The 14,412-nt window shown below is 58.2% G+C and carries 12 protein-coding genes; 3 read left to right on the forward strand and 9 right to left on the reverse strand.

The annotated features are described in order from the left end of the window. From QRN55_RS05330 to QRN55_RS05340, 3 genes are all read left to right on the forward strand, one after another. A partial coding sequence (locus QRN55_RS05330) for a hypothetical protein (RefSeq protein ID WP_284775473.1) occupies positions 1-207 on the forward strand: 207 nt, incomplete at its 5' end. Between the two features lie 611 nt (positions 208-818). Next, the gene (locus QRN55_RS05335) at positions 819-1,094 is read left to right on the forward strand and encodes a BON domain-containing protein (protein ID WP_284775475.1); all 276 of its coding nucleotides are present in this window, start codon (positions 819-821) and stop codon (positions 1,092-1,094) included. 114 nt (positions 1,095-1,208) lie between these two features. After that, entirely contained in the window at positions 1,209-1,571 is a 363-nt protein-coding gene (locus QRN55_RS05340) for a hypothetical protein (protein ID WP_284776600.1), read from the forward strand. A 50-nt stretch (positions 1,572-1,621) separates the two neighbouring features. Here the strand turns inward: QRN55_RS05340 and recQ are convergent, their stop codons facing one another. The 9 genes from recQ to QRN55_RS05385 all read right to left on the reverse strand — a co-directional run bounded on the left by recQ (position 1,622) and on the right by QRN55_RS05385 (position 14,377). Next, positions 1,622-3,430 carry a DNA helicase RecQ gene (recQ, locus tag QRN55_RS05345; RefSeq protein WP_284775476.1) on the reverse strand — a complete coding sequence of 603 codons (1,809 nt, stop codon included), beginning with the start codon at positions 3,428-3,430 and terminating at the stop codon, positions 1,622-1,624. 96 nt (positions 3,431-3,526) lie between these two features. Beyond that, a complete protein-coding gene (locus QRN55_RS05350; RefSeq protein WP_284775478.1) occupies positions 3,527-6,184 on the reverse strand; it encodes a nitrate reductase in 2,658 nt (885 codons plus the stop codon). A 2-nt stretch (positions 6,185-6,186) separates the two neighbouring features. Next, a complete protein-coding gene (gene nirD / locus QRN55_RS05355) occupies positions 6,187-6,516 on the reverse strand; it encodes a nitrite reductase small subunit NirD (RefSeq protein ID WP_045228280.1) in 330 nt (109 codons plus the stop codon). Positions 6,517-6,618: 102 nt separating this feature from the next. Then, positions 6,619-9,069, reverse strand: a complete 2,451-nt coding sequence (gene nirB / locus QRN55_RS05360; RefSeq protein ID WP_284775480.1) for a nitrite reductase large subunit NirB — start codon at positions 9,067-9,069, stop codon at positions 6,619-6,621. 4 nt (positions 9,070-9,073) lie between these two features. Further along, positions 9,074-9,871, reverse strand: coding sequence for an ABC transporter ATP-binding protein (locus QRN55_RS05365; RefSeq protein ID WP_045228227.1), 798 nt, complete (start codon positions 9,869-9,871; stop codon positions 9,074-9,076). A gap of 13 nt (positions 9,872-9,884) precedes the next feature. After that, on the reverse strand, positions 9,885-10,781 hold the full coding sequence (gene ntrB, locus QRN55_RS05370; protein ID WP_284775483.1) for a nitrate ABC transporter permease: 897 nt from the start codon (positions 10,779-10,781) through the stop codon (positions 9,885-9,887). Positions 10,782-10,800: 19 nt separating this feature from the next. Beyond that, positions 10,801-12,099, reverse strand: coding sequence for a CmpA/NrtA family ABC transporter substrate-binding protein (locus QRN55_RS05375; RefSeq protein ID WP_284775484.1), 1,299 nt, complete (start codon positions 12,097-12,099; stop codon positions 10,801-10,803). 370 nt (positions 12,100-12,469) lie between these two features. Next, positions 12,470-13,756, reverse strand: a complete 1,287-nt coding sequence (locus QRN55_RS05380; RefSeq protein ID WP_284775486.1) for a CmpA/NrtA family ABC transporter substrate-binding protein — start codon at positions 13,754-13,756, stop codon at positions 12,470-12,472. 33 nt (positions 13,757-13,789) lie between these two features. Then, a complete protein-coding gene (locus tag QRN55_RS05385; protein WP_111838378.1) occupies positions 13,790-14,377 on the reverse strand; it encodes an ANTAR domain-containing response regulator in 588 nt (195 codons plus the stop codon). Between the last annotated feature and the right edge of the window lie 35 nt (positions 14,378-14,412).

The following is a 14,412-nucleotide window of genomic DNA, read 5'->3' on the forward strand; positions in this document are numbered from 1 at the left end:
GCTCGTCAGGCTCATAACCTGAAGGCCGCAGGTTCAAATCCTGCCCCCGCAACCAAAAGCAAAATACCTCAAAATCAGCCGCCCCTCAGCGAATCCTACCTGAAAGTGGGCCAAAAACTCAAGTTTCTATTTGATTTCCAAAAACGAACCCGCCCTAACACGGCTGGCGAAGGTGTTATGGGCCATTCCCGCAAACTGGCGACGTAGCCCTCAAAGGCACGCATTGAGGCTAGACGACGATAAGTCGTCAGATGACCGATCAACTATCGGCAAACGTTTTGATCCCCTTTTGGATCAGCTAACCAAAGTTTGAGTGTTTCTGGCGGTATTCGGCGTGCAGGAGTGCGTACGACCGTCGTCAGCGCCGCGATAGCTGCCTTGCACATCAATTAGTTGACCGACGTCCTAGCGACCGCTGGGTGTCGGACGGCAAGATTTAGTCAGATTGATTGGAGGAACGCGTTAGTCCTAAGACGGTCCGTGATCGGACAGCGGACGTCGCAATCATTTTACACATTCGCATCTTCGTTGTCGATGTTGAGAAAAGTTTCCCGGAACATCATCACATATAAATATGAAGGCAGAAGCGCTGTTTGATCGGTTGGTCGGTGGCGGAAAATGTCAGAAACTGCCTTCTCTAGTCTCATCGCCACCACAACTTAGCGCTCTTTTGTCGCCTAAAAGACGAGTTGGCCTCGTAAAACACCACGCTTGGTGGCTTTCTTTCATATAAGGCGAATTTCCTTGGGGGGTGTTGGAACGGGATGTGTGCGTGAATACTTGTTCATCATACATTCATGTTTCCTAGGGTGCACACCATGTTCTTGAACAGCGTCTACGATAGCAATTCTTTCAGCTTTGGCCTTGGAGGCAGCGCATCTGCACGTTGTGCGGCGATTGAGGCGGAGCTTTGCTACCTTCCGAATTTTTCGGGCCGAGAAATTACGGTGCAGTCGGAAGGCCGGTGCGTGTTGATCACGGGTTATGTCGAGACTGAGATTGATTTCTACCGCGCTCTCAACATTGCCCACGATATTGCGGGTGCGGACAAGGTTATCTTTCGTGTGAGTGTGGCGCATAAGGCAACGGCATGATCCTGACAGGCGAGCGCAACGCATCTGGAAAGATCGGGATTGCTTGCTGAACGGGACGCGCTATATTTCCTTTGCTGACGAAGAGAAGCTTGGGAGGAGCGTTTCATGAGACGGATGTGGCCAGACGAATTCAATTCCATTCTGGATGGTGCTGAGGAACTAACGCTCAACGTTCCGACAAACGATCCCGCAGGCCACCCACTTGGTGAGCCAACAAGGCGGATGGCGCTTAAAGTGCGGATGACCCAGACGGATTACGAGCGCATTTGGCCACTGGCTGAGGCGCGCTACAGGGTTCAGGGTAAGCTAGCAGGCAAAGCCATTACTCTCATCACGAACAACCCTCACTACCAAAAATGGCACCCCGTCGATGGCGGAACCGAAGACGATATTTCCGATAGCGGCGTGCCGTTTCAAACGAAATATGTCGTCGCGCATTTTCTCTTGGACGATGTTAGCGAGAAGGTCGACGCGTAAGCTTAGGGCTGAAACCTAGATCGACTCTAGGCTGTTGTCGGGTTTGATCTCTATTCAGATTCGAAGTTTGCTATCACCTCCAGAAAGGCGGGGCCGTAGCGATCCAGCTTTGCTTCGCCAACGCCTGGTACCTTTGCCATCTCTGAACGTGATGTCGGGCGCGCGCCAGCAAGTTCGATCAGGGTTTTGTCATGGAAAATGACATAGGGCGGAAGGTTCTGGGTGCGAGCGATTTCCATTCGGCGCTCGCGCAGGGCCTGGAACAAAGCTGCATCCTCGTCGGGAAGACTGACCGCCGGTCGTCCGCTCGCGTTGCGATCGCGGCTGGTTTTGCGCGGCGCCTGAGGTTTTCGCAACATCAGCATAGGCTTTTCGCGCAGAAACTGGCGGCCTGTTTCTGATATCGAAAGGCCGCCATGTCCCGCGAGATCGACTTCGATCAGCCTAGCTGCGATCAACTGGCGCAGAATGGCGCGCCACGTGCGGTTGTCGTGCTCTTTGCCAATTCCGTAGGTGGTTATCTGGTCATGACCGAAGCGGGTGATGCGCTCGTCGTCAGCGCCCAACAACACACTGATAATATAGGCTTGGCCGAAGCGCTCTCCGGTTCTGTAGATGCAGGACAGGATTTTCTGGGCGGCTATGGCGCCGTCGAACAGTTCCGGTGGTTCGGCGCAGGTGTCGCAGTTGCCGCAGGGCTGGCACGTATCTCCGAAATAGGAGAGCAGTGCCTGTCTGCGGCATCCCGCCGTTTCGGCCAAGCCCAGCAGAGCATCCAGCTTTTGCCGCTCCATATGCTTGCGCTGGTCCGGTGCATCGGATTCTTCGATGAAGCGATTGCGCAACGCTATGTCGTCAGAGCCATAGAGCATCATCACGTCGGACGGCAGACCATCGCGGCCTGCACGGCCCGTTTCCTGATAATAGGCTTCGATGCTGCTAGGCAGATCGATATGCACCACGAAGCGAACGTCCGGCTTGTCGATGCCCATGCCAAACGCGATGGTGGCGACCATGATGATGGCCTCGCCATGCTGAAAGCGGGTCTGGTTTGCCTCACGGTCTTCGCGTGCCATGCCGGCATGGTAGGAGAGCGCGTCAAAGCCTTCTGAGCGCAGCCATTCGGCGGTTTCTTCCGTTTTTCGCTTGGATAGGCAGTAGATGATGCCGCTCTCATCCTGATGATCCCGCAGGAAACGTTTGACTTGGGATCGCGGATTGTCCTTCTCCATGATGGCGTAGCGAATATTGGGACGGTCAAAGCCTGCGATGAAGGCGTCCTTGCCGTCGATGCGCATATGTTCCAGAATTTCGGCGCGGGTCGGCTCATCTGCCGTCGCTGTCAGGGCCATGCGCGGTGTGTCGGGGAAGCGCTCGGTCAGCATATCCAGCTGGCGGTAGGGTGGCCTGAAGTCATGGCCCCATTGGGACAGGCAGTGCGCCTCGTCGATGGCAATGAGCGATAGCGACACGTCTTGAAGCGCGTCGAGCACGTCAGGCTTCAGCAAGGTTTCAGGCGCTGCGTACAGAATGCTGACTTTACCCGCACGGATATCGGCCCACAGGGCGCGGCGCTCATCCGGCTGGAGGTTGGAATTCAGCGCTTCCGCTCTCACACCCGCTTGGCGCAAAGCGGCCACCTGATCGACCATCAGCGCGATCAGTGGCGAGACGACAAGGCCCATGCCGTCGCGCGAAAGGGCTGGAATCTGGTAGCAGAGCGACTTGCCGCCGCCTGTCGGCATCAGCACGAAGGCGTTGTTGCCCGCGATGACATGCTGGACGATGTCTGCCTGCTGGCCACGGAAAGTATCGTAGCCGTAGATGGTTTTCAGAATATGGAATGGATCAGTATTCACGGATATCTTCTTTGAGATTCGGTCGTGCCGCACCTCATTCCATATTCAGAATAATCGCAACCCTTTCATTCCATTCGTTTCATGCGGACATAGGGATTATTCCGCTGCGGTCTTCATGCAGCCTTCGATGATACCGCGGATTTCTGCGCGGCAGGAGCCGCAGTTTGTGCCAGCGCTCAAGGTTTTGCCGATGTCTTCGACGGTGTTGCGCCCATCGCGGATGGCTGATGTAATCTGGTTGACGCCGACATTGAAGCAGGAGCAGACGGTGGCGCCGGGGTCGGCTCTGCCCGCGCCGGGACGGCCTGCGACAAGGGAAAAGCGGGTTCGCAAATCCTCGTGGCGTGCGGAAAGTTGGGAGATCGCCCAGTTGCGGGCGACTGCAACAGGGGTATCGGCGACGTAAAGTGCGGCCAGCAATGTGTCGCCATCGAAGAATGCGAGCCGTCTCTGACTGGTGCTGTTATCGGCATAGCCGATGGGTTCTATGGTGACATCGATACCGAAAATGGTGCGAGCCCAGTCGCTCCAGTCGTCGGGTATGTCTTCGAAAGCCATCTCCAGACGATAGCCGCCATCGGCCTTTGCCAGCGCCCAATAGGCGCAATCGAGACCTTGCGGTTTGGCTTGCGTGACGGCAAAGGCATAGGCTTTCGCCTGAAAGCGGCGCGCGGTGACGGCCACGTTTTTCGATGCCGGTTGGCCGGAAAAAGGGTCGGTTACGGATGGCACCAGCCTGTCGACGCGGGCATTGGCGGCAAACTGGTCATTCCAATGCATGGGCACGAAGAGATTGCCGCGCGCCTGCCGGTCCGTTACCAGCGCCCGCACGATGATCCTGCCGAGCGGGCTTTCGATTTCCACGAGATCGGCACTGTTGATGCCAGCTTCCATGGCATCGCGCGGATGCAGTTCCACGAAGGGCTCGGCGATGTGGGACGAAAGGCGGGCGCTTTTTCCCGTGCGCGTCATGGTGTGCCACTGGTCGCGGATGCGGCCCGTGTTGAGGGTCAACGGGAAATCAGCGTCGATGCGGGATGTTTGTGGCAGGGCGGTGCTGACGAAGCGGGCCTTGCCATCGGCATGATAGAATTTTCCGTCTGCAAAGAAACGTGTGGTTTGCGTGGTCCCAGATAATGGCTGCGGCCAGTTGAACGGTGACAGGCCGTCATAGGCTGGCTTTGTCAGTGCGGAATATGCGCCGATATCGAAATCACGCGACCCGTTATTTTCGAAGGCGGAGAGATTGGCATGTTCCTTGAAGATATTGACTGGGCAGGTGTAATCAAATGCTTCGGCAAACCCCATGCGCTGACCGACCTGCGCCAATTGCCACCAGTCTGCGGTTGCCTCTGCCGGTGCGGGAAGGTAGCCGCGCTGGCGGGAAATGCGACGTTCCGAGTTCGTGACCGTTCCGTCTTTTTCGCCCCAGCCGAGCGAGGGAAGGAGGACATGGGAGTATTGTGCCGTGTCGGTGGTCGCGAACATGTCTGACACGACGACGAAAGGGCAGGTTTTCAATGCGGCTTCGACGGCGCTGGCATCGGCCATGGAGACCACGGGGTTCGTGGCCATGATCCACAGCGCCTTGATGCTCCCATCGGCCACAGCCTGAAACAGGTCCACGGCTTTAAGGCCCGGTTTGTCGGCAATGACGGGTGAATTCCAGAAACGCTTGACGCGGTCACGATCACCGGCATTTTCGATGGCCATGTGGGCCGCCAGCATATTGGCGAGACCGCCGACTTCGCGGCCTCCCATGGCGTTGGGCTGGCCGGTCAGTGAAAACGGTCCCATGCCCGGCCTGCCGATGCGGCCGGTTGCAAGATGGCAGTTGATGATGGCGTTGACCTTGTCCGTGCCGCTTTCCGACTGGTTGACGCCCTGGCTGTAGCAGGTGACGGTCTTTTCCGTGCGCTCAAAGAGTTCGTAGAACTGGATGAGTTCGGCAATGGTCAGCCCCGTGGCATCTGCAATTTCGGGGAGGCCGTATTCCGCAGCGGATTGAACGGCGGCATCGAATCCGTTTGTGAAGCTCTCGACATAGGCACGGTCAATAGCGGGACCGTTGGCGAGATGTGCCAGAAGGCCGGTAAACAGCGCCACATCGCCATCCGGGCGGATGGCCAGATGCATGTCGGCGATATCGCAGCTCATGGTGCGGCGCGGGTCGATGACGACGATGCGCATATCCGGGCGCTCGGCCTTGGCAGCGGCGAGACGCTGGTAGATGACCGGGTGGCACCATGCCAGATTGGAGCCGGTGAGAATGACGAGATCGGCCTCGAATATATCCTCGTAGAGACCCGGCACCGTATCCGAACCGAAAGCGCGGCGATGGCCTGCAACGGAGGAGGACATGCACAGGCGTGAATTGGTATCGATATTGGCCGAACCGATGAAGCCCTTCATCAGCTTGTTGGCGACATAATAATCTTCCGTCAGCAATTGGCCGGAGACGTAGAAGGCGACGGAGTCTGGTCCGTGTTCGGCAATGGCGTCCGAAAATTTCGAGGCTACGAGATCAAGTGCGCTCTCCCATGTTGCCCGCTCGCCATCCACCTGTGGATAGAGCAGGCGTCCGTCGAGATCGATGGTTTCGGCCAGCGCCGAGCCCTTGGAACAGAGCCGTCCCAGATTGGCGGGGTGATCGCGATCGCCTTTGACGGAGACAGCACCATCGTCTTCGATCCTGGCAATCACGCCGCAGCCGACGCCGCAATAGGGGCAGGTGGTCTTGACCTCTTGTGCCATGCTCACTCCGCCGCGATCATGAGGCTTTCGATTGATATCGACAGTTTGCCGTCTACGTTGCGAACGGGGATGGTGCGCACCGCGCCTTCGTCGGCACCCAGCGCCTTGCCGGTTTCCAGCGAGATGACCCAGTTGTGCAGCGGACATGTGACCGATGCGCCGTGGACAATGCCTTGGCTGAGCGGACCGCCCTTGTGCGGACAATGGTCTTCGATGGCATAGACATCGTTGTCCGCCGTGCGGAACACCGCAATCTTGCCGGAGGGCGTTTTCACGCAGCGTGCGCCGCGCAGGGGAATGTCGGAGATGTCGCCTATATCGACCCAGTTCATTGCGTTCATCCTGTCCTTGTCGATGATATCCCGGGTGGGCGGAAACTCCTCTTTCCGCCCACCCGACTGCCCTTAGCGTCCGTCACGCCTTGCGGCGGTCGGTCACTCTGCGGCTTGGTTGAAGCCGATGGTCGCCATGGGTTTGAACTCGTGCTTGTGTTCGCCCGATACGCGCTCCGACCAGGGATCGACCTGCGCGAATTTCTGGCTGAAGACGAAGCGGTCGAAGTAAGCCTTGCGCTTTTCGGCATCACCCATGATCTGGCGGCGAACTTCGTCGTAACCGATGCGCTTGGCCCATTTGTAGATGCGCTCCAGGTAACGGCCCTGTTCGCGGTACATCTGCGTCAGCGCCACTATATGCTCCAGCGCCTCGTCCTCGGTTTTGACGAGGCCCAGAACTTCCGTCCCCTTGATGTCGAGACCGGCGGCACCGGCGAAGTGGATTTCATAGCCGCTGTCCACGCAGATCACGCCGATATCCTTGCACGTTGCTTCTGCGCAGTTGCGCGGGCAGCCCGAGACGGCAAGCTTCAGCTTGGCGGGCGTCCAGGAACCCCACATGAATTTTTCGACGCGAATGCCAAAGCCTGTCGAATCCTGCGTGCCGAAGCGGCACCAGTCCGATCCGACGCAGGTTTTGACGGTGCGAAGGCCCTTGGCATAGGCCTGACCGGAGATGAAACCGGCTTTGCCGAGATCGGCCCAGACGGCGGGCAGGTCTTCCTTTTCGATGCCTAAGAGATCGATACGCTGGCCGCCTGTCACCTTCACCATGGGTATCTCGAACTTGTCGACAACGTCAGCGATGGCGCGCAATTCGTTGGCATTGGTCACGCCACCCCACATGCGCGGCACGACGGAATAGGTGCCGTCTTTCTGGATGTTGGCGTGGACACGCTCATTGATATAGCGCGACTGGTAATCGTCTGCATATTCATCCGGCCAGTCGGACACGAGATAGTAGTTCAGCGCCGGGCGGCATTTGGCGCAGCCACAGGAGGTTTTCCATTCCAGTTCCTGCATGACGGCAGGGATGGTTTTCAGACCCTTGGCCTTGATCAGACGGCGCACGTCGTCGTGTCCAAGCTCCGTGCAGTTGCACATGGGCTGCACGGCTGCCGGGTTGTAGCTGTCGCCCAGCGTCAGTGTCATCAACTGTTCCACAAGGCCCGTGCAGGAGCCGCAGGATGCCGAGGCCTTGGTGTGGGCGCGCACATCGTCCAGCGAGGTCAGCCCCTTGCCGGTGATGGTCGAGGTGATCTTGCCCTTGCAAACGCCGTTACAGCCACAGATTTCCGCATCATCCGGCAAGGCTGCAACGGCCGCCATAGGGTCCAGTGGGGACCCTCCCTGATAGGACTGGCCGAAAATGAGAGTGTCGCGCATGGTCGAGATGTCGACGCCCTTTTTCTTCAGGTCGTTGAACCAGGCTCCGTCAGAGGTTTCACCGTAGAGGACCGTGCCGATAATGCGGTTGTCTTTGAGGATCACGCGCTTGTAGACGCCTGCGGTGGCATCGCGCAGCACGATTTCCTCGCGGTCATCGCCATCGGCGAAGTCACCGATGGAGAAGAGGTTGATGCCGGTAACCTTGAGCTTCGTCGGTGTGTCCGCATGCACGAAGGCAGGTGTCGTGTCACCCGCCAGATGCGAGGCGGCAACCCGTGCCATTTCATAGAGCGGGGCGACGAGGCCATAGACCATACCATCAACTTCGGCGCATTCACCGACGGAGAGAATATCGCCGTCCGATGTGCGCATACCCGCATCCACGACGATGCCGCGATTGACGGCAAGGCCTGCGTCCTTCGCAAGGCCGATATTAGGCCTGATACCAACCGCCATCACTACCAGCGTGGCGGGGATGATGGTGCCATTGTCGAGCTCAATGCCCTCGACCTTGTCGGTGCCGACGATCTGCTTGGTATTGGCCTTGGTAATGACCTTGATGCCGCGATCTTCCATCGCTTTTTGCAGGAGGTAACCCGCTGCCGGATCGAGCTGGCGCTCCATCAGCGTTGGCATCACATGCAGCACGGTCACGTCCATGCCGCGCATGGAAAGACCGGCTGCGGCCTCCAGCCCCAGCAACCCGCCGCCGATAACGACGGCCTTGGCGCGGGATTGCGCCGCCAGCAGCATGGCATCCACGTCATCCAAATCGCGATAGGTGATGACGCCGGGCAGATCCTTGCCGGGAACGGGAATGATGAAGGGAACGGAGCCGGTGGCGATGACCAGCTTGTCATAGCTTTCGGTGACCCCATGATCTGACGTTACCGTCTTCGCCGCGCGGTCGATATTGACAATGCGGTGACCCTTATAGAGCGTAATGCCGTGCTGGATATACCAGCCATCACCATGGATGATGATGTCCTCATAGGACTTCTCACCCGACAGCACCGGCGAGAGCATGATGCGGTCGTAATTGACGCGAGGCTCGGCGTTGAAAATCGTGACCTGGTATTGGCCCGGTGTTTTCTCGAAGAGTTCTTCCAGCATGCGGCCGGGGGCCATGCCGTTTCCGATGATGACAAGTTTTTCTGTCATGGGATTACTCCGCAGCTTCGACGAAGCGATGACGTTCATAGAGGAACTTCAACACGGCTTCGCGGCATTTGAGGTAGGTTCGGTCGGATGCAAGCTCGATGCGGTGGCGCGGCCTTGGCAGCGGCACATCGAGAATTTCGCCGATATGGGCGGCAGGACCGTTGGTCATCATGACGATGCGATCAGACAGCAGAACGGCCTCATCCACATCATGGGTAATCATGACCATGGTGTTGCCAAGACGGGCATGGATTTCCATGACAGCATCCTGCAAATGGGCGCGGGTCAGTGCATCCAGCGCGCCGAAGGGCTCGTCCAGCAGCAGAATTTTCGGCTCCATCGCCAGCGCACGGGCAATGCCCACGCGCTGCTTCATACCGCCGGAAATTTCCGATGGCTTCTTGTCCTTGGCATGGGCCATCTGCACGAGGTCGAGATTGCGCATGACCCATTCGTGCCGCTCTGCCTTGGTCTTTGAATAGCGGAAGACCTTTTCGACGCCGAGATTTACGTTCTCGTAAACGCTCAGCCACGGCAGCAGGCTGTGGTTCTGAAACACCACGGCGCGTTCCGGGCCGGGTTCGTTTACCTCGCGGTTTTCCAGTAGGACGACTCCGGAGGAAACCTTGGTCAGCCCTGCGATGAGGTTCAGCATGGTGGACTTGCCGCAGCCGGAATGGCCGATGACCGAGACGAATTCGCCCTTGCCAATGGTGAGGTTGATGCCCTTCAGCACCTCGGCGCGGCTGCCGCCCTTGTCGAAATACTTGTCGATGTTATCGAGCTTGAGATAGGCGTTCATATGGATCTCCTCCTCAATTCGCCGCTGCGCCACGGGTGACGATGTTGCCCAGCGCCGCCACCAGCTTGTCCAGCACGAAGCCGACGACGCCGATGTAAGCGAGGGCGACGATGATGTCGGGCAGGCGCGAGGAATTCCACGCATCCCAGATGAAGAAGCCGATGCCGACGCCACCGGTCAGCATTTCGGCGGCGACGATGGCAAGCCACGACAGGCCGACACCGATGCGTAACCCCGTGAAGATGTAAGGGGCGGCGGATGGCAGCATGATCTTGTAGAAGAACTCCAGCTGGTTCAGCCGCAGCACCTGCGCCACGTTGCGGTAATCCTGCGGAATGTTGCGCACGCCAACGGCGGTGTTGATGATGACGGGCCAGATGGATGTGATGAAGATCACGAAAATGGCGGAGGGATTGCTGTCCTGAAAGGCGGCCAGCGACAGCGGCAGCCATGCTAAGGGCGGCACCGTGCGCAGCACCTGAAAGATCGGGTCGAGACCGCGCATCGCCCAGATGGACTGACCGACGATGGCACCGAGGATGACGCCTGCAACAGCGGCAAGCCCGAAGCCATAGGCCACACGCTCCAGCGAAATCAGCACCCGCCAGCCCAGCCCGATATCCTGCGAACCATAGACGAAGAAGGGATAGACGATCAGGTCATAGCTTTCCTGAAACACCTGGCTTGGTGGAGGCAACGTTGCGCCGGGGGTGGAACAGAGCGCCTGCCAGATGCCGAGCAGCAGAACCAGCACGACAAGTGGGGGAAGAACGTTGCGGGCAATCGCGCCCGCAATCTTTCCGGGGTTGAAGCCCTTTGCCTGGCGGCGTTCCATGGCAATGACGGTGCCGCTCTTCGGGATGGCGCTGGCCGTTGCCATGCTGTCTGTCTTGCGGGCAGTTGCGGTCATGATCTTATCCTGTCGCGTTTTAAGAGGCGGCCTTGATCGAGAGGCTGTCGAGATAGGCGGATGGGTTTTCCGGGTCGAAGGTCTTGCCATCGAAGAAGGTTTCCTTGCCGCGGGATTTGGAGGTCGGGATATCGCTTGCGGCCACACCCAGTTCCTTGGCGGCTTCGCGCCACAGGTCTTCGCGGTTGACCTGGGAGACCAGCGCCTTGATGTCGGTATCGGGCGCAAACTTGCCCCAGCGGACATTCTCAGCGATGAACCAGCTGTCATGGCTCTGGAACGGATAGGATGCACCGTCCTTCCAGAACTTCATCTGCAGATCGGTGCCGTGGGCCACGCGGCCATTGCCATAGTTGATGTCACCCTTCAGGCGACCCAGCACGTCCTTTGGCGGAACGTTGAACCATTGGCGCTTGCCCAGAATGGCCGACATCTCATCCTTGTTGTCCATGCTGTCGCACCATTGCTGGGCTTCCATCACGGCCATGAGGATGGCCTTTGCGGCATTCGGGTTTTTTTCCACCCAGTCGGCGCGCATGCCGAGCGCCTTTTCGGGGTGTCCCTTCCAAAGCTCACCGGTCGTGCAGGCTGTAAAGCCGATGCCCTGGTTGACCAGCTGCTCGTTCCACGGCTCGCCCACACAGAACACATCCATGTTGCCAACCTTCATGTTGGCAACCATCTGCGGTGGCGGAACGACGATGGTGGAGACATCCTTGTCCGGGTTGATGCCGCCAGCCGCGAGCCAGTAGCGGATCCACAAATCATGCGTGCCGCCGGGAAACGTCATGGCCGCCTTGATTTCCTTGCCTTCGGCCTTCTTCTTCTCGAAGGCTGCCTTCAGCTTGGATGCATCGATCTGCACGCCGGTGTCGGCATATTCCTTGGCAACCGAAATGCCCTGGCTGTCGAGGTTGAGGCGGGCGAGGATCGCCATCGGCACGGGCACATTGTTCTGCGTCACCTTACCGGTATGCATGAGGTAGGGCATGGGGGTGAGAATATGCGCGCCATCGATGCCGTTGGATGCGCCGCCCAGAACGAGATTGTCGCGGGTCGCACCCCAGGAGGCCTGCTTGGCAACTTCCACATCCGGCATGCCATACTTTGCGAAAAGGCCTTTTTCGGCGGCAACGACCAGCGGCGCTGCATCGGTCAACGCGATGTAGCCGAGTTTCGTACCGGTCACTTCAGGCGCGGCAGTTGCCGCAAATGCACCGGATGGGAAGGCGGATTTCATGGCGGTGATCAGGGCGGCGGTAGCGGTGGTCTTCAGCATGCTGCGGCGGCTCAGATTGCCGGTGAATGTCGGTTTCATTCGCATGTTCCCCATTTTTGATCCGCCGATCCGGCGCTTGTTTGCGAAAAGTAAAAATAAAAAAACGCCGCTCGGAGATTGCGTTTGCCGGGAGGGAGGTCCCGGTCAGCAAAAACCTTGCGACGTCAGTGTCGTTGGTAAGCAGCAGTGAAGCGCTTTTATCCTCGATCGCCGTTGACCGAGTGTTTTATACAAAGCAAACGCTGTGCCAGTTCGTTAGATGAGGAAATAAGAAACTGATATGAAAGCGTTATTTCTAAATTTTCAGAGCGTTGTTCAAAATTTAATCGTGAAATTGACGGCTCATATTTTGCGCAGCTGATGTCTGAGAAGCTTTTTCGATGCGCAGCATTTGTGCATCGCGTTACAATCAGGCGTCTTCGGGGCTGGCCGATCCGAGATTGCCTGCACTGACTGCGAAGCCTTTCACATAGGCCTCAATCATGCCCGGGTCGAAGACATGGCCATCCATAAAGCGGTCGCCATCCGTATCGCCTTCGATGCGCATATCGGACTCAGGCGGTGCGTTGTTGGTACCCAGAGCGTCGCGGTAAAGATCGCTGCGATAGGCCGATGCCGCAGCATGAGCAGCTTCCTGCGTGAAGTTGGCCTGTCCCCAGCGGATCATCTGGCTGTAGATCCATAACGCCTGGCTCTTGCGTGGGTAATTGGCGAAATTGTCATGGAAGGTGAAATAGCGCTCAATGACGCGCTGGTTGCCCTGGGCATCGACACTGAAGCGTCCAGCCAGCACTTGGCGAATGATCTCCTCGGGAGCGGCGATGTATTTCGCATCCGCCAATGTCTCGGCCAAAGCGCCGTGGTTTTCCCTATCGTCACACCAGCGCGCAGCCGCATCCAGTGCCACCAGAAGACGCGAAACGGCTTCGGGTTGCGCATCCGCCCATTCCGGTCGCATGCCGACGACCTTCTCTGGTGCCGATGGCCAGATGTCCTGTTTGGCGGCAACGATGCGGCCGATGCCGCGTTCGATCGCCATCATATTCCAGGGTGCGCCGACGCAAAAGCCGTCGATTGCGCCAGCGGCCAGCGCATCGGAGGTGAGTGGCGGCGGCACGACGACGAGTTTCACGTCCTTGTCAGGGTTGATGCCACCAGCCGCCAGCCAATAGCGGAATTCGTAATTGTGCGATGAGAACGGGTAGGTCACACCGAAGGTCGGCGCGGTTTCGCCGCGTGTGCGCATGTCATCGAGAAGCGTTTTCAGTGCCTTGGCATTATCCAACGCGCTTGCTGTTTCTGAAATTCCTGCCACCTCGCGCATACGCGCAAAAAGCCGTGTCGACAGCGTAATCGCATTGCCGCCCCGCCCGAGCGAAAACGGCGTGATGGTGGGGGAGGGGTTGGAGCCCAGATCCAGCATCGAAGCGACCGGCATGGGCGAGAGCATGTGGGCGATATCGAATTGCCGAAACGCCAGACGGTCTCGTACATTGGCCCAGGACACGTCTTTTACGAGGTCGAGTTGCAAGCCTTCCCGTTCAGCAAAGCCGAATTCCGCAGCGGCGATCAGCACGGATGCGTCGACAAGCGGAATGAAGCCTGCGCGCAAAATGCGTTGGCGGTCATTGCCAATCAGAGCTGGCGCGCTGTCTGCGCTGCCGCTTTCCGGTGTCTCGCTGACGATGGTCGTCATGTCCTATGCTTCCTTTCCTGTCCTTCTCGCCGCTCACATCAGCAAACCGGCAGCCGTGACCACGCTTTGCGCGATCTCGGACAGTTTTTTCTTTTCGTTCATCGCCGTCTGGCGCAAAAGTGCAAAAGCTTCCTCTTCGGACAGGCCGCGCATCTTCATCAAAATGCCCTTGGCGCGCTCGACGATCTTGCGGTCCTCCAGTGCAGATTTGGCATCGGCGAGCTCCCGTTTCAGGCGGCTGAAGGCGTTGAAACGGCTGACGGCCATATCGAGGATGGGTTTGACGCGCTCTTTCTTGAGCCCATCGACAATATAGGCGGACACACCCGCTTCGACTGCGGCTTCGATGGAGGCTGTGTCGGAGCGATCCACGAACATGGCGATGGGTCGTCCCACGGTGCGGGTCAGTTGAAACAAATGTTCCATCATGTCCCGGTTGGGATTTTCGATGTCGATGACGATGACGTCGGGACAGAGCGTGTCGATGATGCGTGCTACGCCATGGACTTCGTGGATGACAGTCACGCGGTCATGCCCCGCCTCTCGCAATCCTTCCTCGATAATGGAGGCGCGAATAGCGTTTTCATCAATGACAAGAATGGTCAGATCACGGATCGTCATGAGCGCATAGATGACGCAGCGCATAACGAAATGCA

The sequence above is a fragment of the Agrobacterium sp. lyk4-40-TYG-31 genome, from assembly GCF_030209855.1.
In the GTDB taxonomy this organism is placed as follows: Bacteria; Pseudomonadota; Alphaproteobacteria; order Rhizobiales; family Rhizobiaceae; genus Agrobacterium; species Agrobacterium vaccinii.